The 21,292-nt window shown below is 37.6% G+C and carries 24 protein-coding genes; 19 read left to right on the top strand and 5 right to left on the bottom strand.

The window, feature by feature from the left end; genetic code table 11:
• Window positions 1–32 precede the first annotated feature (32 nt).
• The 4 genes from BDR01S_RS13030 to BDR01S_RS13015 all read left to right on the top strand — a co-directional run bounded on the left by BDR01S_RS13030 (window position 33) and on the right by BDR01S_RS13015 (window position 3,120).
• Window positions 33–836: an RDD family protein gene (locus BDR01S_RS13030; RefSeq protein WP_066254873.1), complete on the top strand. Its 804-nt coding sequence runs from the start codon at window positions 33–35 to the stop codon at window positions 834–836.
• A 69-nt stretch (window positions 837–905) separates the two neighbouring features.
• Window positions 906–1,739 (top strand): YbhB/YbcL family Raf kinase inhibitor-like protein, encoded by an 834-nt coding sequence (locus BDR01S_RS13025; RefSeq protein WP_066254871.1) that lies wholly within the window; start codon window positions 906–908, stop codon window positions 1,737–1,739.
• A 513-nt stretch (window positions 1,740–2,252) separates the two neighbouring features.
• Window positions 2,253–2,636: a hypothetical protein gene (locus BDR01S_RS13020; RefSeq protein WP_235846557.1), complete on the top strand. Its 384-nt coding sequence runs from the start codon at window positions 2,253–2,255 to the stop codon at window positions 2,634–2,636.
• A complete protein-coding gene (locus BDR01S_RS13015; RefSeq protein WP_066254868.1) occupies window positions 2,626–3,120 on the top strand; it encodes an aminodeoxychorismate lyase in 495 nt (164 codons plus the stop codon). Before BDR01S_RS13020 ends, BDR01S_RS13015 begins: the two co-directional genes overlap by 11 nt.
• Before the next feature lie 60 nt (window positions 3,121–3,180).
• Here the strand turns inward: BDR01S_RS13015 and BDR01S_RS13010 are convergent, their stop codons facing one another.
• Complete coding sequence (locus BDR01S_RS13010) at window positions 3,181–3,432, bottom strand: DUF2533 family protein (RefSeq protein ID WP_066254865.1); 252 nt, start codon at window positions 3,430–3,432, stop codon at window positions 3,181–3,183.
• Window positions 3,433–3,663: 231 nt separating this feature from the next.
• Between BDR01S_RS13010 and BDR01S_RS13005 the strand changes: the two genes are divergently transcribed.
• The 12 genes from BDR01S_RS13005 (at window position 3,664) to BDR01S_RS12950 (ending at window position 12,158) form a co-directional block, all read left to right on the top strand.
• A complete protein-coding gene (locus BDR01S_RS13005; protein WP_066254863.1) occupies window positions 3,664–4,371 on the top strand; it encodes a DUF421 domain-containing protein in 708 nt (235 codons plus the stop codon).
• Window positions 4,372–4,513: 142 nt separating this feature from the next.
• Window positions 4,514–4,654 carry a YjcZ family sporulation protein gene (locus tag BDR01S_RS13000; RefSeq protein WP_066254861.1) on the top strand — a complete coding sequence of 47 codons (141 nt, stop codon included), beginning with the start codon at window positions 4,514–4,516 and terminating at the stop codon, window positions 4,652–4,654.
• A gap of 440 nt (window positions 4,655–5,094) precedes the next feature.
• Window positions 5,095–7,038: a CoA-disulfide reductase gene (locus tag BDR01S_RS12995; RefSeq protein WP_066254858.1), complete on the top strand. Its 1,944-nt coding sequence runs from the start codon at window positions 5,095–5,097 to the stop codon at window positions 7,036–7,038.
• Entirely contained in the window at window positions 7,025–7,174 is a 150-nt protein-coding gene (locus BDR01S_RS26070) for a hypothetical protein (protein WP_157412996.1), read from the top strand. Before BDR01S_RS12995 ends, BDR01S_RS26070 begins: the two co-directional genes overlap by 14 nt.
• A 534-nt stretch (window positions 7,175–7,708) precedes the next feature.
• A complete protein-coding gene (locus BDR01S_RS12985; RefSeq protein WP_066254855.1) occupies window positions 7,709–7,972 on the top strand; it encodes a metal-sensitive transcriptional regulator in 264 nt (87 codons plus the stop codon).
• An 83-nt stretch (window positions 7,973–8,055) separates the two neighbouring features.
• Window positions 8,056–8,283, top strand: coding sequence for a sulfurtransferase TusA family protein (locus BDR01S_RS12980; RefSeq protein WP_066254852.1), 228 nt, complete (start codon window positions 8,056–8,058; stop codon window positions 8,281–8,283).
• Window positions 8,284–8,346: 63 nt separating this feature from the next.
• Entirely contained in the window at window positions 8,347–8,826 is a 480-nt protein-coding gene (locus BDR01S_RS12975; protein ID WP_066254850.1) for a DsrE/DsrF/DrsH-like family protein, read from the top strand.
• Between the two features lie 17 nt (window positions 8,827–8,843).
• Window positions 8,844–9,206, top strand: coding sequence for a rhodanese-like domain-containing protein (locus tag BDR01S_RS12970; RefSeq protein ID WP_066254847.1), 363 nt, complete (start codon window positions 8,844–8,846; stop codon window positions 9,204–9,206).
• Between the two features lie 27 nt (window positions 9,207–9,233).
• A complete protein-coding gene (locus tag BDR01S_RS12965) occupies window positions 9,234–9,530 on the top strand; it encodes a rhodanese-like domain-containing protein (RefSeq protein ID WP_066254845.1) in 297 nt (98 codons plus the stop codon).
• Window positions 9,531–9,581: 51 nt separating this feature from the next.
• Entirely contained in the window at window positions 9,582–10,157 is a 576-nt protein-coding gene (locus BDR01S_RS12960) for a sulfurtransferase TusA family protein (protein WP_066254842.1), read from the top strand.
• A gap of 44 nt (window positions 10,158–10,201) precedes the next feature.
• Window positions 10,202–11,329 carry an MBL fold metallo-hydrolase gene (locus BDR01S_RS12955; protein WP_066254838.1) on the top strand — a complete coding sequence of 376 codons (1,128 nt, stop codon included), beginning with the start codon at window positions 10,202–10,204 and terminating at the stop codon, window positions 11,327–11,329.
• A 52-nt stretch (window positions 11,330–11,381) separates the two neighbouring features.
• Window positions 11,382–12,158 carry a sulfite exporter TauE/SafE family protein gene (locus BDR01S_RS12950; RefSeq protein WP_066254836.1) on the top strand — a complete coding sequence of 259 codons (777 nt, stop codon included), beginning with the start codon at window positions 11,382–11,384 and terminating at the stop codon, window positions 12,156–12,158.
• A 55-nt stretch (window positions 12,159–12,213) separates the two neighbouring features.
• Here the strand turns inward: BDR01S_RS12950 and pdxR are convergent, their stop codons facing one another.
• Window positions 12,214–13,626, bottom strand: a complete 1,413-nt coding sequence (gene pdxR / locus BDR01S_RS12945; RefSeq protein ID WP_157406166.1) for a MocR-like pyridoxine biosynthesis transcription factor PdxR — start codon at window positions 13,624–13,626, stop codon at window positions 12,214–12,216.
• A gap of 105 nt (window positions 13,627–13,731) precedes the next feature.
• Here pdxR and pdxS point away from each other — a divergent pair, with 105 nt between their 5' ends.
• The 3 genes from pdxS (at window position 13,732) to xerS (ending at window position 16,466) form a co-directional block, all read left to right on the top strand.
• A complete protein-coding gene (gene pdxS, locus BDR01S_RS12940; RefSeq protein WP_066254834.1) occupies window positions 13,732–14,616 on the top strand; it encodes a pyridoxal 5'-phosphate synthase lyase subunit PdxS in 885 nt (294 codons plus the stop codon).
• A gap of 1 nt (window position 14,617) precedes the next feature.
• Window positions 14,618–15,208, top strand: coding sequence for a pyridoxal 5'-phosphate synthase glutaminase subunit PdxT (gene pdxT, locus BDR01S_RS12935; RefSeq protein WP_066254832.1), 591 nt, complete (start codon window positions 14,618–14,620; stop codon window positions 15,206–15,208).
• A gap of 169 nt (window positions 15,209–15,377) precedes the next feature.
• On the top strand, window positions 15,378–16,466 hold the full coding sequence (gene xerS / locus BDR01S_RS12930) for a tyrosine recombinase XerS (protein WP_066254830.1): 1,089 nt from the start codon (window positions 15,378–15,380) through the stop codon (window positions 16,464–16,466).
• Between the two features lie 196 nt (window positions 16,467–16,662).
• Here xerS and BDR01S_RS12925 read toward each other — a convergent pair whose 3' ends face one another.
• The 3 genes from BDR01S_RS12925 to BDR01S_RS12915 all read right to left on the bottom strand — a co-directional run bounded on the left by BDR01S_RS12925 (window position 16,663) and on the right by BDR01S_RS12915 (window position 21,241).
• Entirely contained in the window at window positions 16,663–18,561 is a 1,899-nt protein-coding gene (locus BDR01S_RS12925; protein WP_066254827.1) for an ABC transporter ATP-binding protein, read from the bottom strand.
• On the bottom strand, window positions 18,558–20,285 hold the full coding sequence (locus tag BDR01S_RS12920) for an ABC transporter ATP-binding protein (protein ID WP_066254824.1): 1,728 nt from the start codon (window positions 20,283–20,285) through the stop codon (window positions 18,558–18,560). Before BDR01S_RS12920 ends, BDR01S_RS12925 begins: the two co-directional genes overlap by 4 nt.
• A 197-nt stretch (window positions 20,286–20,482) precedes the next feature.
• Window positions 20,483–21,241 (bottom strand): YybI family spore inner coat protein, encoded by a 759-nt coding sequence (locus tag BDR01S_RS12915; protein ID WP_066254822.1) that lies wholly within the window; start codon window positions 21,239–21,241, stop codon window positions 20,483–20,485.
• Window positions 21,242–21,292: the final 51 nt, after the last annotated feature.

Raw genomic sequence — 21,292 nt, 5'->3', positions numbered from 1 at the left:
AGAAATAATCAACCATGTGACGGGGGAAGCAAATGAATGAAGATCAAGTAGATATTAAAACACCAGAATTTGTGTCAATTCAGTTTCAAATCGCTGGTTTAGGAAGCAGGTCTGCTGCTTTTATCATCGATCAGTTACTATTAATGGTCATTAACGTTTTGTCATTGATTGTCCTTTTTTTCGTTCTGGACGGAATGTCAGAGCTAGAATTTATTTTGGTTGGGAATTCGTTGCCAATAGCGATAACGATTATCGCCTTGTTTATCGTGAATTGGGGTTACTTTTTTGTGTTTGAATTTTTCTCAGGGGGCCGAACGGTTGGGAAGAAACTTATGGGAATTAGGGTCATACAGGAAAACGGTCATAGTATTACATTGCTTTCGAGCTTTATTCGGAACCTCATCCGAATCATTGACTCCTTGCCGACTGCGTATTTTCTCGGAATTATCATGATCTTTTTCCACTCCAAACATAAGCGGCTCGGTGATATTGTCGCAGGGACGATTGTCGTTCATGAGCGTAAGGCAAAACGGAAAAAGAAACAATCTCCGTTTGAAAACGAAATTACAAACAGAGGGCTTTCCAAGGATGGTCTCATCATTGATGAATGGACGCTGAAATCTTTAGGGATAAAGGAATGGAAACTAGTCAGTACATACGTCCATCGTTTTCATCAACTCCCATTAGCCGAAAGAAACCAACTAACAATCCAAATCGCCGAAGTATTATTTCCGAAAATCGGACTGGATCCTGCAGGGAAAACGACTTCAGAGTTTGAAAACATCCTTCTTGTGCTCTATTTAATACTCCGAGAGGAATGGGAGTTTGAACTGTAAGGGCGAATGAATTACTGACAGGTGATGGATATTAATAGAATGAACCCAAATTCGATAGAGGTGTATGAGATGAGTAATGATTTACAACGGAACATATCAGTTCCGTTAAAAGTTAATGGCAATAGCATGACCACACCAGCAATCAATATAAATTCCAAGCTACTGGTGCCATTAAAGGAAGTGTTTGAAAGTGTTGGTGCTAAGGTAAAAATAAATGAAACTTTTACAACTGCTACTGTAAGTATTAATGATTTCTCATTCCAAGTGGCAGCAGGTGAAACTCAAGTGACGATCAATGAGCCGGGTTCTACGACACTTAGTATAGATCACCCGGTCCTTTTTGAAGATGGTGAACTCTTTGTCAGTGTTCGTTTAGCATTGACCGTATTGAAAGCTAAACTAGGCAGAGAGTCAGGGGCGGGGATTGTAACGATTGAGACGCTGCCTGAAAATGACTTAAAAGTAACTTCACCAGCATTCGAGGCTTGGGGAAATATTCCACACAAATTCGTCCAGCATAGCGTTGGCGGTGAAAATATTAGTTTGCCGATAAAATGGACAGGTGCACCGACAAACACGAAATCATTTGCAGTAGTAGTCTATGATGCCCATATACTGAATGAATATTGGGTTCACTGGGCCGTGGTTAATATTGACAGTAATACAGCGGAAATTGCAGAAAATGCAGCTGAGAGTTTGACAGGGCAGCAACAGATTAAACCGTACTACGGGATGCAGCCCGCTGAATTAACAGGAGATCATGCGTATCAAATCGCTGTTTATGCTTTAGATATTGAAAGGGTTGAGGTTCCGAATCAGGTGGTATTCTTTGAAGACCTAGCGCCAATTTTGGACTCACATACGCTTGCTAGTGGAACTTTGGTTAGCTTTTTTCAAAGTTAAAAAAGCTGCAGAGGATCCGCATCTATCTGTTGGGGGACGGTAGGTTAATCACCTGAGCTAATAAATAGACGGAAAAATTCCGCTTAATTCGTAATTATTATTAAAAAAGGCTTAAATAGACGGAGAGATTCCGTCTATTCACTCGAAAAATTCGAAAAGGGAGGTTTTTACTTTGCATAACCGGAAAACCTCCGCTTATATCCCCTGAAACGGGCTCCATTTTGCATTTAACCGGAAAAGCTCCGCTTATTTTACTTTTACTGCTTACTCGATTAAGGACAAGATATCTTATTTAAAAAGGAGTTAGTTTTATATCATAAATCTAACCTTCTCTTAGCCTTCACAATTAATAGCTGGGGTACATTTTTATGTAGTAATTTTATTGAAAGAGAGGTTTAATTTCCCAAAACATCCGACTTGTGTCTCATTTACTCGAAATTCGTCGAATTATTTTCGATTAGGATGTATAATAGGGAAATGTGGTTTGTTATGTAGAATAAGGAGGAAACTTATATGATGGAATGGACATTTATTCTGTTAATTGCGATATCAGCTGTGTTGCTAATCGTTTCAATAGCATCAAATCGGAACGCAGAAAAACAGAAACATAAGGAAATTGATATGGTCCATATTGCTGTTATGAAAGATATCAATAACGTGAACGAGCAAATTCGCAACCTGGAGCTTGATATAGAGGTGGTCACAAAGGAAGCAGGCGTTCATTTGACTCCAGAAGAAATGATTTTTAAACGTGAAGTGCTAGATTTATATAAGCGCAAATATTCGATTGAAACGATTGCTCAGAAAAAACAAGTTTCAGAGAGTGAAATCAACCAATTACTTGCCCCGTATCTAGCAGCAAAGGATGGAAGGAGCAAATTAGCCCATGAAATTTAATGTAGTGAGCAGCTTTGCGACCGGAATTCTTTTAGCAACGACCATTTGTGGTGCTGTTTACTATACTGAAGATCCGGTAGTCACAAAAGCAGCATCTAAACCAACACAAACCGTGCAGAAAGTTGTTGCTCAACCAACAGAAACAGAGATGCAAGAAAAACTATTAGCTGCTGGGTATGTTGTACAACCGAAAGCAGAATATGATAAGACATTAGAAGAAGCAAAAAAGGCGGCTGCGACAGCTTCCGCAGCTAATAATAATTCTAAAAAGATTGCCTACCGAGCAGTTATAACCGTATCACAGGGAATGACCAGCATTGATGTCGGTAAAATGCTTGAAAAGGCAAAAATCGTACCTGATGATTTTAAATTCTCTCAAGATGTGGAGAAAAAAGGTGTCGAGAAAAATTTACGTCCGGGTACATTCACAGTTGATACGGAAATGACGTATGATCAAGTTATCGCGACTATTTTTAAAAAGTAAATATAGATATAACAAAAGCCGGACAGCATGGTAGAAACTGTCCGGCTTTTGTTTTGTTTATTATTGTTTACTTACGAATTCCTGAATCATTTCGCCCGTAACGTTTTTTCTCGTGGGTATAAAGCGCAAGTTTATTTTATTAATCCTATTGGTGACTGCATTTATTTTATCAGTAGAAAAGGGTTGGCCTTGTTTACATAACTCAATTGCTTCCTCGATATATAGTTCCCGTTGTTGGTCGAGAGCCAGGAATTCTTGATAGGTTACATGTTGATTGGCCGCATGTTTAATTAAATCTTTATGTACACTCATGATTTCACTCCTAAAGTAATTAATTAAATTAATCATACCATAAAAAAAAGGAGAGAGAGTATTAGCGCAATAGGATGAAGTTAAGCTGATTTTAAGATTCACCCAATTCATGAAACAGAAAAACAAATTAAATCTCTGGTGTAGACACGAATGAAACTTCCCATACTAAAGATAACTTTAGTTCCCTTGGGATGTTAAAAGGGTGAAAAGTTTCTAAGGAGAGATGCAAATTTGGATTCATTTTACCGTGCATTATTGATTTTTGTGGTGGGGTACTTATTTTTAAGGTTAACTGGAAAAAAAGCTGTTGCACAAATGCACTCTTTCGATTTATTGTATATTCTTGTCCTAACCAATATCATCAGCAGTCCAGTAGAGGTTAATAATACAGGAAAGGCAATTATCTATGCTGGTATCGTAGTCATTCTATATAAGGTATTTACACGTTTATCACTACATAATAAATTAAGATGGATATTATATGAAAGTCCAACGGTATTAATCCAAAACGGGGATATTGATCAAAAAGGGCTGAAAAGGGTGCGTATGCCTATCAATCAATTATTGTCCCATTTAAGAGAAAAAGGGTACACAGATACGCAAAACATTGCCATTGCAGTAATGGAGGGAACAGGTAGTATTAGTGTGATCCCAAAATCGGACTATCGGCCAGTTCAACCTAATGATTTAAATTTACATGTAAAGAAAGAATATCTCCCGATTCCATTGATAATGGATGGTCAAATCATTCACCATAATTTAAAATATCTGCAATTAGATCGTAGTTGGCTAATGGACGAAATTGAAAAAATGGGTGGAAAATTAGAAAATATTACATTAGCCACTTTTTTAGAAGATGGAAATTTATTTATAGATAATAATGAAATGAAGGACCATAAAGGCGATCCTTATTATTACAAGCCAGGGAGCGAAAATTGAAAATAAATGTGGGATAGTTGAATCAGAACTAGCAGCAATAATTAATGAGTTTGTCCTAATAAAAATCATAGTGAAAGAGCCCTTCCTAATTTAATTGACTTAACATAAATTGTAAGGAATACATCTAAAGGGGGTCAATTAAATGTTTGGATATGGTGGATACGGCGGATTTGGTGGTTGTTGTGGTGGCTATGGCTACGGTGGCGGCTTCGGGGGCGGTTTTGCTTTAATCGTTGTATTATTTATCTTGTTAATCATAGTTGGAGCTTCGATCTGTTTTTAAGGAAAATAATTACACTTAGCTTAAAAAAAGCCCTTTATGGGCTATTTTTTTTGAACTTTACCACATAATCATTCATGTGGATAGCCAGTGCGATAAGTCTTATTTTGGAGAATTCTTTTAATTTTAGATAAGCACAAGTCTATACACTTTTAATAATTGAAAATATGCTATTAATACACCAAAGCCAAATATTTATAAATCTTTACCTCTAAAGAACGTTTGCCTATAAGGCAGACGTTTTTCGCATTTATTTTTAAAAAATAGGCTCTAAATCCTATTATCGCTACATTTTTGACGAAAATGTGAACTTCTCATCAAAGGGCTTTACATTTTTTTTAATGATTATATAATACCCCTATAGGTATTAAACCCATTAGGGTATATCTAAAAAGAAATAAAATTATAAAGATAGTAAATAAAATATATTTGGAGGGAATAACATGACACAAAAAGTAATTATCGTTGGTGGAGTAGCTGGAGGAGCAACAGCTGCTGCAAGATTAAGAAGAATCAGTGAAGATGTGGAAATCGTTCTTGTCGAACGTGGAGAACATATTTCTTTTGCAAATTGTGGATTACCATATTACATCGGTGAAACAATTAAGGACAGAAGCAAATTATTAGTTCAAACTGTAAAAGGAATGTCGGAACGATTTAACCTTGATATCCGCAATTTAAGCGAGGTCGTATCCATTAATCCAGATGCCAAAAACGTAACTATCAAGAATTTACAGACTAATGAAGTATATGAAGTATCCTATGACAAGTTACTGTTATCACCTGGAGCAAGACCAATTGTACCCCCAATTCCAGGATTAACCAATAGCCATAGTTTATTTACATTAAGAAATATTCCTGATACGGACAAAATTAAAAACTATGTTGATTCTCATAATCCTAAAAAGGCAGTTGTAATCGGTGGAGGATTTATTGGGATTGAAATGGCTGAAAATCTTGTTGATAGAGGGATAGAAGTTACGATTATTGAAATGGCTAATCAAATTATGGCTCCAATTGACTTTGAAATGGCAAGTATCTTACACAGGCATTTAAAAGAAAAAGGCGTGAAGTTAATCTTAGAAAATGGTGTCGAGTCATTTGCTGACCACGGTAAGAAGGTTATTCTTACTAATGGAACAGAAATCGAAACCGATATGACAATTCTATCAATCGGAGTCAGACCGGAAAATGAACTAGCTAAGACAGCCGGCTTGGAGCTTGGCGAGCGTGGAGGAATTATTGTAAATGATTTTCTTCAAACTTCTAATCCTGATATTTATGCAGTTGGAGATGCGGTTGAGGTTGTGGATTATATTAGCGGTACCAAGGCTATGATCCCACTTGCAGGACCAGCTAACCGCCAAGGGCGCATTGCGGCTAATAATATGATGGGCAAAAAAGAAAAATACCAAGGAACATTAGGTACTTCCATTGCGAAGGTGTTTGATTTAACGGTTGCAGCAACCGGTAATAATGAGAAAATATTGAAACGTTTAGACATTTCCTATGAAGTCGTTCATATTCATCCAAGCTCTCATGCAGGGTATTATCCAGGAGCAGCACCGATTGCATTAAAATTAATCTTTGATAAAGAAACAGGAAAAATTTTCGGGGCACAAGCCGTTGGACTGGATGGGGTTGATAAGCGAATTGATGTTATCGCTACTGCTATTAAAGGTGGATTAACGGTTGAAGATTTGACAAATCTAGAATTGTCTTACGCACCACCATATTCTTCAGCGAAAGATCCTGTAAATATGGCTGGATATGTAGCTTCTAATATCATGGAAGGCGAATTGGAAATGATTCAGTGGCATGAAATTGATAAGATTATTGCAAAGGGGGGACTTTTAATCGATGTTCGTGAGCCAATGGAACGTGAATTTGGATTTATTGAAGGTTCAATCAATATTCCTCTAAATGATTTAAGATGTAACATGATTCAATTGCCTAAGGATAAACCAATTTATGTATCTTGTCAGGTAGGCTTAAGAGGATATCTAGCAGCACGTATCTTGAATAATAGCGGGTTTAAGGCTATTAATTTAGATGGTGGTTGGAAAACATATTCTTCTGTATACGGAAGCAATTTAAACAAAAATGTTGAAACCACAACAAACGACCGTGGCGAAACAGTGGTAGAAAGTATGAATGAAATAAAGGTTGCTACACTTGTAGATGTTACAGGATTAACTTGTCCAATACCAATTATTAAGCTTAAAAAAGGTATTGATTCACTGGAGAGCGGACAAGTAATTGAGCTTCATGTAACTGACAGGGGTGCCTTAAATGACCTTCCTGCTTGGTCGAAAAATGCTGGTCACACCCTGTTAAAAACAGAACAAGTTGAAAATGTAATTAAATTTTGGATTGAAAAGAAATAAAAGAGATATTAAGGAAAAGCTTCAGGAAAAAGGTCTCGACTTTCAAAAGGAGTTTAAGGTGCTGGAAGAAAAGATGAAGCAATTTGCACAGGGCATTGAAAACCGGTTAATCAGTTGCATTGATAAAAGCATATGATTTTATTATATAAATTCGATATTTTTCTTTGACCGCTATGTTTATTGCGGTCAATTTTTCTATAAGCAATTTTTAAAAATTAAACCATTGACATTATACCTATAGGGGTATATTATATAACTTGTCGATGACATTAGTTCATTGAAGGAGATTTTAATGTTATTATTACTTTTAACTACAATAATTGCTATTATTTTATATAGAAGGTATTTCCCGGTTTTTGGTGTACATTGTATCAATTTGAAGGACCTTGTTTTGGGTAAAATAAAGATAATTGATTTAAGAGATTATAATGAATCAGATAAGAACCCAATTAATGGAGCACTGAATATGCCTATTGCTTATCTTAAAAGAAATTTCAAAGAGGGAACTGCATTTAATTGTATCAAGCCCTCTTGAAAAAAATATAGGAATACGCTTCTTAAGAAAAAAGGGTTTTTGTGTTGTAGGATATTCAATTGTTAACCATCACCAATTATTAGTAAGGGAAAATTCCTTGAAAATAGAAACAAATGGTTAAAGGAGGCAAAAACATTGGATTATAATGATCAAATGAAAAACAGAGTAAAAAGGATTGAAGGACAGTTACGAGGAATTTTAAAAATGATGGATGAAAACAAGGACTGTAAAGAAGTTATCACCCAGTTATCTGCAACTCGAAGTGCCATTGACCGTACTATTGGGGTAATAGTTAGTTCCAATTTAGTGGAATGTGTTCAAAAAGCAAATGAACAAGGGGAAAAAAGCATGGAAGAATTAGTACAAGAAGCTGTTAAGTTGCTAGTAAAAAGTCGATAAAAAAGGGTTGACACCCTCTTTTATTTTTAATAACATTAATACCCGTAGGGGTAATTGTAATTGATTGAGAGGAGGAATAAAACATGAATATAACAAAAGTATTTGATGCTAAAGGTTTAGCTTGTCCAATGCCAATTGTTAAAACAAAAAAGGCGATGAATGACCTTGAATCCGGTCAAGTTTTAGAAATTCATACTACGGATAAAGGTGCTAAGAATGACCTTACAGCCTGGGCTAAATCAGGTGGTCATGAACTATTGAAACATGAAGAAGAAAATGATGTTTTTATGTTTTGGATAAGAAAAGGATAATTTTTTTCATCTTATTAATACCTATACAGGTATGGGTTAAAATTACATTCAGGGGGTCACAACATGACAGAAAAGAAAAAGACAACAATCGTGTTATTTAGTGGAGATTATGATAAAGCTATGGCTGCTTATATTATCGCGAATGGTGCAGCAGCGTATGATCATGAAGTAACGATTTTCCATACGTTTTGGGGATTGAACGCCTTACGTAGAGATGAAAACATTAAAGTGAAAAAAGGATTTATGGAAAAAGTGTTTGGAAAAATGATGCCGAGAGGTGCGGATAAAATGGGACTTTCAAAAATGAACTTTGCAGGATTTGGTCCCAAAATGATTAAAGATATTATGAAAAAGCACAACGCGATGCCTTTACCGCAATTAATTGAATTGGCTCAAGAACAGGATGTAAAACTAGTAGCATGTACCATGACTATGGATTTGTTAGGTCTTAAAGAAGAAGAGTTAATAGAATCAATCGAATATGCAGGAGTAGCAGCGTACTTGGCAGATGCAGAGATAGGAAATGTCAATCTGTTCATATAAAAAGGGAGGGTTAATGAATGGAATATGTAAACTATCTTGTTATTGCACTATTTCTATTGTTTATATTCAAGAGGTTCTTACCAACAAAAGGTGTTAACAATATTTCAACAACTGAATTAAGAGCCGAATTAAATGACAAAAATAAACAATATGTTGATGTCCGCACACCCGGTGAATTTAAAGGAAACCATATTAGAGGTTTTAAAAATATCCCTCTTCAACAACTTGCCCAAAAAGCAGAGAAAGAACTTTCAATGGAAAAAGAAGTAATTGTCATTTGCCAAAGTGGTATGAGGAGCGGGCAGGCTAGTAAGATTCTAAAAAAATTAGGATTTTCAAAAGTAACAAATGTCAAAGGTGGCATGAGTGCTTGGTCTTAAACAAAATAATAATAGGAGGAATTAAAAATGAAACAAATGACAGCAAAAGAAGTTGAAACATTATTAAACGAAGGAAAGAAATTAAATATTATTGATGTACGTGAAGTGGGTGAGTTTGCTACAGGCAAAATCTCAGGTGCCGTAAACATTCCATTAGGATTAGTTGAATTTCGAATGCATGAATTAAATAAATCAAAGGAATATATCATGGTATGCCGTTCTGGAGGCAGAAGCGGTCGTGCCACTCAATTTCTTGAAAGTTATGGATTTAATGTGATAAACATGGCTGGTGGTATGCTTGCTTGGGAAGGTAAAGTTGAATAATTTTTTTAACAAAAATAATACCCTTGCAGGTATATAAACAGGAGGTCTATCATGAATAACATAACAGCAAATATGATTTTAGATGCAAAAGGGCTAGCTTGTCCGATGCCTATTGTTAAAACAAAAAAGGCTATGAATAACCTAGAGGCAGGTCAAGTATTAGAAGTGCAAGCAACAGATAAAGGTTCCAAAGCGGACATGAAAGCATGGTCTGAAAGTTCAGGGCATCAATATTTGGGAACCATTGAAGATGGTGAAGTGCTGAAGCATTATCTTCGCAAATCTTCTAATGATGAAACTATAGAAAAGAAGCACCTCAATGTAACAGATAATGATGTTCTTGAAAAGAAAATTAAAGCCAATGAAAATATCATAGTTCTTGACGTAAGAGAAGCGGCAGAATACCTCTTTAATCATATCCCCAATGCAATCTCAATTCCATTGGGTGAATTGGAAAAGCGAATTGACGAATTAAACAAAGAAAATGAAATCTACGTGGTATGCCGGACAGGAAGCCGCAGTGATCTGGCAGCGCAAAAATTAACGGAAAAAGGATTTACGAATGTAATCAATGTTATACCGGGTATGAGTCAATGGACTGGGAAAACAACAGGAATTTTAAATTAGCATATTTTTTTCAACATAATAATACCATAGGGGGTAACTCGAAAATGACTGTTAATACCATGACTTCAAAAGAAGTAACAAAAAAGGTGTTAAACAAAGAAGAATTATTTATTCTAGATGTTCGTAATGAAAATGATTTTCAGGATTGGAAAATCGAAGGCGAAAACTTTGACTATTTAAATATTCCTTATTTTGAATTGCTTGATGGCGTAGAAGAAATCATCGAAAAAATCCCCACCGATAAAGAAGTATTGGTCGTTTGTGCTAAAGAAGGTTCTTCCGTAATGGTAGCAGAAATGCTTTCTGAAGCAGGTTTGTCTGTTTCTTACCTAAAGGGCGGAATGAAAGTGTGGAGTGAACATTTAGAACCGGTTAAAGTTGGTGGCTTAAATGAAGGTGGCGAAATTTATCAGTTTGTTCGAATTGGTAAAGGGTGCTTATCTTATATGGTTGTTTCGAATGGTGAGGCAGCACTATTTGATGCAACACGTATGACGGACATCTATCTTGATTTTGCTGAAAGTATCGGTGCAAGAATTACCCATGTATTTGATACACATCTTCATGCGGACCATATTTCCGGAGGACGTACAGTCGCTGAGAAAACTGGTGCAACCTATTGGTTACCACCAAAAGATGCAACAGAAGTAACCTTTGATTACCAACCATTAGAAGACGGCAATGATGTACCAATAGGTAAAACTACAATTAATATACATGCTTTATATTCTCCCGGACATACGATTGGATCTACTTCTTTTGTTGTGGATAAAAAGTTTTTACTTTCAGGTGATATTTTGTTTATTGATTCAATCGGAAGACCTGACCTAGCTGGTAAGGCGGAAGATTGGGTGGGGGATTTAAGAGAAACTCTTTATAAACGTTACAGAGAATTATCAGAAGATCTTCTTGTTCTTCCAGCACATTTTATGATTATTGACGAATTAAACGATGATGGTAGTGTATCAGAAAAATTAGGTACATTGTTTGCAAAAAATCACGGTCTAAATATTAACGATGAAAACGAATTTAGAAAAATGGTTACCGAAAACTTACCACCACAGCCAAATGCATATCAAGAGATTCGTGAAACGAATATGGGGAAAATAAATCCTGACTTAGATAAACAACGCGAGATGGAAATCGGACCAAACCGTTGTGCAGTTAGATAAGGTTGAAACAATTGGGAACCAATAAAGGTTCCCTTTTCTAAAGGAGGACACTATGGATATTAGCCTTATAATAACGCTCTTCCTAATTGGATTTGTTGGGTCATTTATTTCTGGGATGTTAGGGATAGGTGGAGCTATCATCAACTATCCGATGTTGTTATATATTCCGGTCATGCTTGGGGTGGGTCATTTTACAGCACATGAAGTTTCAGGTATTACAGCCATACAAGTGTTATTTGCGACAATTGGGGGTGTTTTGGTTTACCGTAAAGGTGGATATTTAAATAAAACGCTTATTGCCTACATGGGAATTAGTATTTTAATTGGAAGTTTTATTGGGGGATTTGGTTCCACTCACATGACGGAAAGCGGAATTAATATCGTATATGGTTTATTAGCATTAATTGCCGTTATTATGATATTTGTTCCAAAAAAAGGAATTGATAAAATTCCATTAGAAGAAGTCCGATTTAATAAATTTCTGGCAGCGTTATTTGCTTTCATCGTTGGGATTGGAGCTGGTATTGTAGGTGCGGGAGGCGCATTTTTGTTAGTACCAATCATGCTGGTTGTTTTAAAGATTCCAACACGAATGACCATTGCTTCTTCCTTAGCTATCACATTTATTTCATCCATAGGAGCGGTCTCCGGAAAAATCTCAACAGGGCAAGTGGATATCTTACCTTCGCTCATTATGGTTATCGCCAGTTTGATTGCTTCACCTATTGGAGCGAATGCTGGGAAAAGGGTAAATACGAAAGTTTTACAAGTCATTATGGGGATTTTAATTTTGGCTACAGCAGTGAAGACATGGATAGTAATTTTATAACCTTTGGTATTTAGTAAATAGAAAGGAGGGGGAAGGTCTAGTGGCACAAAAGCCATTAGATCCTTCCTCCCGACATCTTGTGGTTCCAACATTGCATTAATTGGTGTATACCTTTTTCAATTTGGTCTAATGGAATACCGCCGAAGCCTAATAAAAAAGTTGGGTATTGATAGTCAATGGGACTTAACAAATAATCGCTTATTGGATAGATGGCAATATGGTTCATTGCCGCTATTTGTTTTAACTGATCTTCCTCTATTGACAAGGGGACGGAAATTAAAATATGCATTCCTGCCAGGTCACCTGTGATTATGACATCCGGATAATACGTTTCTAAAAAACGGGTTAATTTTTCATGTTTTTTGCGATAAATTTTCCGCATCCTGTTTAGGTGTTTGGAAAAATAGCCATCTCTCATAAAGTCAGCTAAAATATGTTGATCGAATCTCGGTACGGTTGATGTGTAAAAACTAAATGTCTCCATATACTTTTGCAGTAAGGTTGAAGGTAAGACAAAATAAGCAACACGTAAAGAAGGCATTAATGATTTGGTAAACGTGCTCAAATAAATAACTTTTCCGTTTTGGTCTAACCCTTGTAAGGCGGGAATAGGTTTTCCGATATAACGAAACTCGCTATCATAATCGTCTTCAATGATGTAGCGGCTTTTATCCTTTGCAGCCCAGTTTAATAGCTGTGTTCTTCTGGTTGCGGATAGGACGGCGCCCGTAGGGAACTGGTGGGAAGGGGTAATGTAAACAATATTGGCCTTCGTTTTTTCCAGTTCATCCACGATTAAACCATTTTCATCCACCGGAATAGGGATGGCTCTATTTTGCATTTGTATTTTAGGTATGGCAGAATAGCCAGGATTTTCAAGTGCAAATTTTAAATCATTTCCAAGTAACCTTAGAATCATTGGAAGCAGCTGTTCTGTTCCCGAACCAATGACAATCTGTTCAGGGCTGCAGACAATCCCCCTCGATTGATAAAGATATTTGGCAATTTCCACTCTTAATGCGAATTCTCCTTGCGGGTCTCCAATTTCCAGCAACTCTTTTGAACTGATATCATATACATTTTTTGCATATTTTCGCCAAAGTGAAAAAGGGAAGGAGTCTGCATCAATTTTTCCGGGATGGAAGTCGAATTGAATGATTTTTTTCTCGACCTTTCCTACAGGCATGTTTAGGAGTTCTTTTTCAATATAGGGTAATTCGTCGATCTCTTCCACAAAAAAACCGATGCGGGGCTTGGATGCCACATAGCCTTCTGCCATGAGCTGGGCATAGGCAATTTCAATGGTAGTTTGGCTGATATTTAAAAATTCCGCTAATTTTTTCTTCGATGGCAATTTGGTTCCCACTTCAATTTGTTTTTGGATAATGGCATCTCTGATCCCATTATAAAGCTGTAAATACAATGGTTTTTCTGTACCATTATCCAACTTAAACATTAGCATATCCATTTGCAATTTCCTCCAACTGACCACATTGTTTTTCATGAAACTGAACCTTTTCATGTAGTCAATTTCTATTATACTAGTAATTATCAAATGGATGGAGGTTATTTTATGAAACTAGTGGGAACCGAAAGAGTAAAACGAGGAATGGCTGAAATGCAAAAAGGCGGCGTTATTATGGATGTCATTAATGCCGAGCAGGCAAAAATAGCTGAGGCTGCCGGTGCGGTTGCGGTAATGGCGTTGGAGCGGGTACCTTCCGATATTCGCGCAGCAGGGGGCGTTGCAAGGATGGCAGATCCTCGGATTATGGAAGAAGTAATGAACGCTGTAACCATTCCAGTAATGGCAAAAGCACGGATCGGCCACATTGTCGAAGCACGTGTATTAGAAGCAATGGGCGTCGATTACATAGATGAAAGTGAAGTATTGACACCTGCGGATGAGGAATACCATTTATTAAAAAGCGACTATACCGTACCTTTTGTTTGCGGGTGCCGCGATTTAGGGGAAGCTGCACGTCGCATTGGCGAAGGAGCATCTATGTTACGAACAAAAGGGGAACCAGGAACTGGAAATATTGTAGAGGCGGTTCGTCATATTCGAAAAGTGAATGCCCAAGTAAGACGCGTTGTCGGTATGAATACGGACGAATTAATGACGGAAGCAAAGAATTTAGGAGCACCATTTGAATTATTGCTAGAAATTAAAAAATTGGGAAGGCTGCCTGTTGTCAATTTTGCTGCTGGCGGGGTGGCGACACCGGCTGATGCTGCTTTAATGATGGAACTTGGGGCTGATGGTGTATTTGTAGGATCAGGTATTTTCAAATCCGAAAATCCAGAAAAATTCGCACGGGCTATTGTAGCTGCAACAACAAACTACCGAGATTATAAACTGATTGCCGAAATCTCAAAAGAGCTGGGGACACCGATGAAAGGTATTGAAATTTCTGCGTTAGATGCAAAAGACCGTATGCAGGAACGTGGTTGGTAATATGCTGAAAATAGGGGTACTTGCATTACAAGGTGCAGTCAGAGAGCATATAAGACAAATTGAAGAGCTTGGCTGTAGGGCGATTTCAGTTAAATCGGCTGAAGATCTAAAAGAATTGAATGGTCTTGTACTGCCTGGCGGAGAAAGTACAACAATGCGGAAACTGCTGGATCGATACGAGTTGCTTGAACCCATTCGAGCTCTAGCCGCCGGGGGAGTTCCGATGTTTGGAACATGTGCAGGCCTGATTTTACTGGCAACAGAAATCGTTGGTTATGATACGCCACATCTGGGGGTGATGGACGTCGTGGTCGAACGGAATTCATTTGGCCGCCAAGTCGATAGTTTTGAAGTCGAGATGTCCATCAGCGGAGTAGGAGAGGATATTCCTGCTGTTTTTATCCGGGCTCCACATATCGTTGCGGCAGGAGAAAATGTTGAAGTACTCGCAAAACATGAAGAGCGCATTGTTTTAGCGCGGGATGGCCAATTTTTAGGATGTTCCTTTCATCCGGAATTAACAGAGGATCTAAGAATTATGAAGTATTTTATTGAAATGGTGCGAGAGCATACAAATGTTTTAGTTCATTAGGTGAAGCGGGGACGCCGATTGGTGATAAAGACCAGTCGGCGTTTTTTATCGGTTATAGTGGGAAGATTCAAACCTGAAGTCGTTGATCATATTAAATAAGTAAACTGCGTAAAATATAAATTTGACGCAATTAACTTAATTTAGTAAAATATAGAAGTGGGGTGATTTTATGGTAAATCAAAATAAGCAGCATCAATTTCAAAAACTACAAACGATCCTTAACGAACTTCCTTGGTATGTTGACGAATACATCAACCATAAATTACGTAAACTTTCGACGGCATCCTTATTCAATTATTGTCATGATTATAAAATCTTCTTTACTTGGATGATCAATGAGCAATTAGCTTCTGGCAGCATCAAAGATATTCCTATAGAAAGATTGGAGCAAATGACTGTCTTAGAGATTGAAAGTTTCTTAAACTATCTCCATTATCAATTAAGTAATAAAGAGTTAACCGTTAATCGGAAATTATCGGCGTTAAAATCACTGTTTAATTATTTGCAAAATATTGCTGAAACACCAGACTTAAAGCCGTATTTGAATCGTAATGTCATGGCAAAAATCGAATTTAATGAAGTAAAAGACAGTATGGAAACGAAGGCAACTAAAATGGAAGGCAAAATTCTTCTGGGCGATGAATATGAGAAGTTTCGCCTCTTTGTTGCCAATGATTACGGCGATTTAAATAAAGAAAATAAAAAGTTATTTAACTTTCATCAATTGAATAAAGAACGCGATACAGCCATTGTATCATTAATTCTTGGGTCTGGACTTCGTCTTTCCGAGTTAATTGGCATTGAACTAGATGATATTGATTTTAAAAAGTACTGTGTCAGGGTTATCCGCAAAGGAAATAAAGAACAATTCGTTTATTTTAGTCAAGTGGCTATGGCTGACCTCCAAGAATATTTAGCAGTCCGAACTGCCAAATACAACGTTGATAAAAATGAAAAGGCATTATTTGTTAGTGGACCAACGGGTCCGAAAGTAAAATCACGAAGATTAAAAGCTAGAGCCGTTGAAAATCTGATCGAAAAATATGCCACCTCATTTGGTAAACCTTCATTATCCGTACATAAGCTGCGTCATTCGTTTGCAACCAGATACCATGCTGAGATCAATGATGTTCCGAAATTAAGACGGCAATTAGGCCATTCATCCATCCAAACAACGATGATCTACACGCACATAAAGAATGATGATCTTAAAATTGCAGTTGATAAGATGGATATGCCGAAAGAACAAATAGACTAAATAATAGGACTGTCATCATTATGGCAGTCTTTTTTATATAATTTATCAGTTTACATAATAATATTATGTAAACAAAAATGCGAAATATCTCAATTCCTAAGTATACTTAAGATAATGAGATGCAGCGAAATTTTTATTCATTTTCCGGAATTAAAAAAAGCGTTCAGAAAGCTCAAAGCTTTCCAAACGCATCCATTTATCCTGCATCTTTCATTGAATTACTGCCAGTAAACTGACTATTATACAGATCCGCATAAAATCCGTCTTTTTCAAGTAATTCAAGATGATTTCCTTTTTCAATCACACTTCCATTATTCATCACAAGGATTAAATCTGCCTCTCTAATCGTTGATAATCTATGGGCGATCACAAAGCTGGTCCTTCCTTTCATCAAATGGTTCATCGCCTTTTGAATTTGTACCTCTGTCCGGGTATCGACACTGCTTGTTGCTTCGTCAAGGATCAGAATCGCAGGATTAGCGAGAATCGCTCTGGCAATGGTTAACAGTTGTTTTTGGCCCTGAGAAATATTGGATGCTTCCTCATTCAAAATCGTATCATATCCATCCGGAAGAGTTCGAATAAAATGGTCCGCGTTAGCAGCACGAGCCGCTGCCACCACTTCCTCTTTAGTTGCCCCTTCCCTTCCATAGGCAATATTATCATAAATCGTACTATTAAATAGCCAAGTATCCTGCAGAACCATCCCAAATAAGCTCCTCAGGTGTTCCCTTTTAAGATCTCTAGTATCAATTCCATCAATTAAGATTCGACCGGAATTAAGCTCGTAGAATCGCATTAACAAATTAATAAGCGTGGTCTTCCCTGCCCCTGTTGGTCCGACAATCGCAACTGTCTGGCCCGATTTCACATCAATTTGCATATTTTTAATTAAGATTTCATTTTCCTCATAACCAAAGGTAACCTGTTCAAAAGTTACTTCGCCCTTTGGAGCAGTAATTACTATCGCTTGAACTGCTTCTGGGACCTCTTCCGTTTCATCTAATATTTCAAATACACGTTCTGCACTGGCAATAGTTGATTGAATAACGTTGGCAATCGATGCTGTTTGAGCAATTGGCTGGGAAAACTGCCGCGCATATTGAATGAAAGCCTGAATATCACCAATTTCAATCGCTTTTTTCGTAACCAGGATTCCGCCCACGACTGAGACTAGGACATAGCCAATATTATTAATAAATGACATGAGTGGCATAATCATCCCGGATACAAATTGGGCCTTCCATGCGGATTGGTAGAGAGTTTCATTAATTCCTTCAAATGTTTCAATCGATTTCTGCTCATGTCCAAATACTTTGACTACCTTATGCCCTGTGTACATTTCTTCCACATGACCATTAAGCTGGCCCAGTGATTTTTGCTGCCCTTTAAAATACAACTGTGACTTTTTGGCGATTTTTGCAATCGCCACACCACTTAGTGGCAGAGTAACAATTACAATCAATGTCATCAATGGACTGATTGATAGCATCATGATGATTACTCCGATAATAGTAACTACAGAGGTAATCAACTGGGTTAAGCTTTGCTGTAAGGTCGTGCTAATATTATCGACATCATTGACCGCTCGGCTAAGAATCTCCCCATGGGTATGTGAATCAAAGTATTTTAAAGGCAGCCGGTTAAGCTTTTCCTCTACTTCTTTTCGAAGATTATACACTGTTTTCTGAGCGACACCTGCCATGATGTATTGTTGTAAATAGGCGAAAATTGCACTCAATATATAGAGGCCAATGAGTAAGATAATAATTTGACCGATATAATCAAAATCTATTTTGGCCCCGGGGACACCCTTCAGCTTCATCATCAAGCCTTCAAATAATTTGGTTGTTGCTTTCCCCATAATTTTCGGGCTGACGATCGAAAAAATGGTACTAATAATTGCAGTTAACAATACAGAAAGCAGCTGTAATTTATAAGGCTTCAAATAGCTGATTAATCGATTTAAGGTTCCTTTAAAATTCTTTGCTTTTTGAACGGGCATACCCATACCCATAGGGCCAAATCCTCCGCCTGGGCCCGGGCCAGGTCTGCGAGGTTCGGAATTATGTTCGGGTTTTTGATCCTTACTCATGCGATTTCCTCCTCTGACAGCTGTGACATTACAATTTCACGGTAAACCGCACTCGATTCCATCAATTCCTTGTGTTTGCCAATTCCGGAAATTTCGCCGTTATCTAGGACAATAATCTGATCGGCATCCATAATTGTTGTTACTCGTTGTGCTACGATTAATACAGTGGAATTACCAGTTTCTGCTTTTAAGGCTGAGCGAAGTTTGGCATCTGTTTTAAAGTCCAATGCGGAAAAGCTGTCATCGAATATATAGATTTCTGGCTTTCGAACGAGGGCTCTCGCAATTGATAATCGTTGTTTCTGTCCGCCAGAAACATTTGTTCCCCCTTGCGCAATTACCGCATCAAACCCTTCAGGCATATTGGCAATAAATTCTTTGGCCTGGGCAACTTCTGCCGCATGTTCCACCTCTGCTGTTGTTGCCGTTTCTTTCCCATAACGTATATTTTCTGCAATGGTCCCGGTAAAAAGCACGGATTGCTGGGGGACAAACCCAATTTTTTTCCTAAGCTGTTCTTGCGCCATTTCCCTAACATCGATCCCATCGACAAGGACTTTTCCACTGTCGACATCATAAAAGCGCGGAATCAAGTTAATCAATGTCGACTTACCAGAGCCAGTTCCACCGATTATAGCTGTCACTTCACCCGGCCTCATCGAAAAAGAAATATTAGAAATAGCAGGCATTTCCGCCCCAGGATAGCTGAAAGTTACCTCTTGGAATTCTACATGCCCTTTTAAGCCATCCTCTGATAACGGCGTTGATGGATCCTTAATATCTGCTACGGTTTCAAGAACTTCATTGATTCGGACCGCAGATACGGATGCCCTTGGAATCATCACAAACATCATCGACAGCATGATGAACGAGAACATAATTTGCATGGCATATTGAATAAACGCCATCATATCACCAACCTGCATATGACCATGACTAATTCGTAGTCCGCCAAACCAGACAATCGCTACAGTCGAGAGGTTTAACACAATCATCATAATCGGCATCATGGCCGCCATGATTTTATTAACCTTAATCGCGGTTTGTGTTAAATCCCAGTTCGCTTCATCAAACCGCTTCTTCTCATGCTCGACTCGATTAAATGAACGAATGACACGAATACCGGTTAAGTTTTCTCGTAAAACACGATTGAGATTATCTAATTTAACTTGCATTGCTTTAAAAAGCGGGATCCCTTTTCTTGCAATAACTACGATGGCCAGCACGAGGATAGGCAAAGCGACAGCAAGAACCAAGGTTAGCTTGGCATCCTTTGAATAGGCCATAATGATCCCGCCAATACACATCATTGGTGCCATCGCCATCATACGTAACATCATCACTAATACCTGTTGGATTTGGGTAATATCGTTAGTTGTTCTGGTAATCAGTGAGGCTGTTCCGAGTTTATCAAACTCATGTAACGAAAAGTTCCCAACGTGTGCGAAAATCTTGCTCCGCAAGAACTTTCCAAAGCCTGAAGCTGCTTTAGCTGAGTAGAAACTCGCAGCAATTGAACAAATCATCCCTCCTGCTGCAACGAGCAGCATGAAGCCGCCGATTTTCCATATGTAATGTGTATCACCAGTCACTACACCTTTGTCAACGATATCGGCCATTAAGGTTGGCAAGTAAAGCTCGGACAAGGACTGTAAGAGCACGAGGCCTAAAACCATATAAATGGATAATTGAAATGGCTTTAGAAATTTGGTTAATTTAATCAAAATTCTTCAACTCCGTTTTTAATAGTAATTAAGAGTAATTTTATCCTAGTTTTATGAACTGAATATGAACAAAATAAATTATTAAATTTTTATCGTAGCTGTGTGGCTTGCTAAGCAATCATAAGTATATTCCCGACAGATTATCCCGTCAATTATTATCAAAATAAAAAACACAGGAAGTCCTGTGTTTAAAAAAATCATCTAGTTAATTCTTTATTTACAATTGTACTTTTTAGTTTCCAATGACCTCTTTCAAACGTCCAAGTAGATTTAACAGATGCAATGACGTCCGCATTTGCGATTCCAGTGACCCTTTGTTCCCCCTGTAACTCCACTTTATTGCCCTTTATTGCGATCGGTTGGAGCTGATTAAATGGGTTTACGGTTAGCTCAGTAGGCTCATTTAGTTTTCCTTTATAATAAAGTCCGAGCCTATTATAATATATCTTTCGGTCCTTTAAATCAAACTGATAGGCTTTTCCTGTTTCGGTAAGTTTGATTTCTGCTTTATATCCTTTTAAAAAATGGCTATCCATTTCAAGCGGCTCCGGCAGTGGTATATCAATTTGTACAAAATCTTTTAGGGAATAGGCGTAGTTTTGGACAATTCCCTCACTTTCCCCCGTCAACACACTTGCAAATAAATCCTGTAAGCCATCTCCGTTTAAGTCCACTAACTGAAATGAAGCTCTAGCACCACTTTCCAATGGGAAGGAATATTTCTTACCGTTCGAGGCGTTAATTTCAAGATAAATTTTCTCCAAAAATGTATCTTCCTTCTGATAAGGAACCCCCTTCAAAAGGATCTCCTCCACTTTACCATCACTTGTAATGTCTGCTTCCTCTTTAGAAATCGTGACTATTTTAGTCGTTTCTTCGATGGCATAGACCCCGGTAATCGCAGTAAGTGACATGAGGAAAAACGAAGCAATAACCAGAAGCATCTCTTTTTTCATTCATGAACCCTCCCAACTCTGTTAATAGTTAGTATGTCCAGTTTTGGAAAA

The sequence above is a fragment of the Neobacillus drentensis NBRC 102427 genome (assembly GCF_001591445.1).
GTDB classification, from domain to species: Bacteria; Bacillota; Bacilli; order Bacillales; family Cytobacillaceae; genus Neobacillus; species Neobacillus drentensis.
The sequence above is the reverse complement of the archived record's forward strand: the minus strand, read 5'-3'. Positions and strand labels throughout refer to the sequence as shown.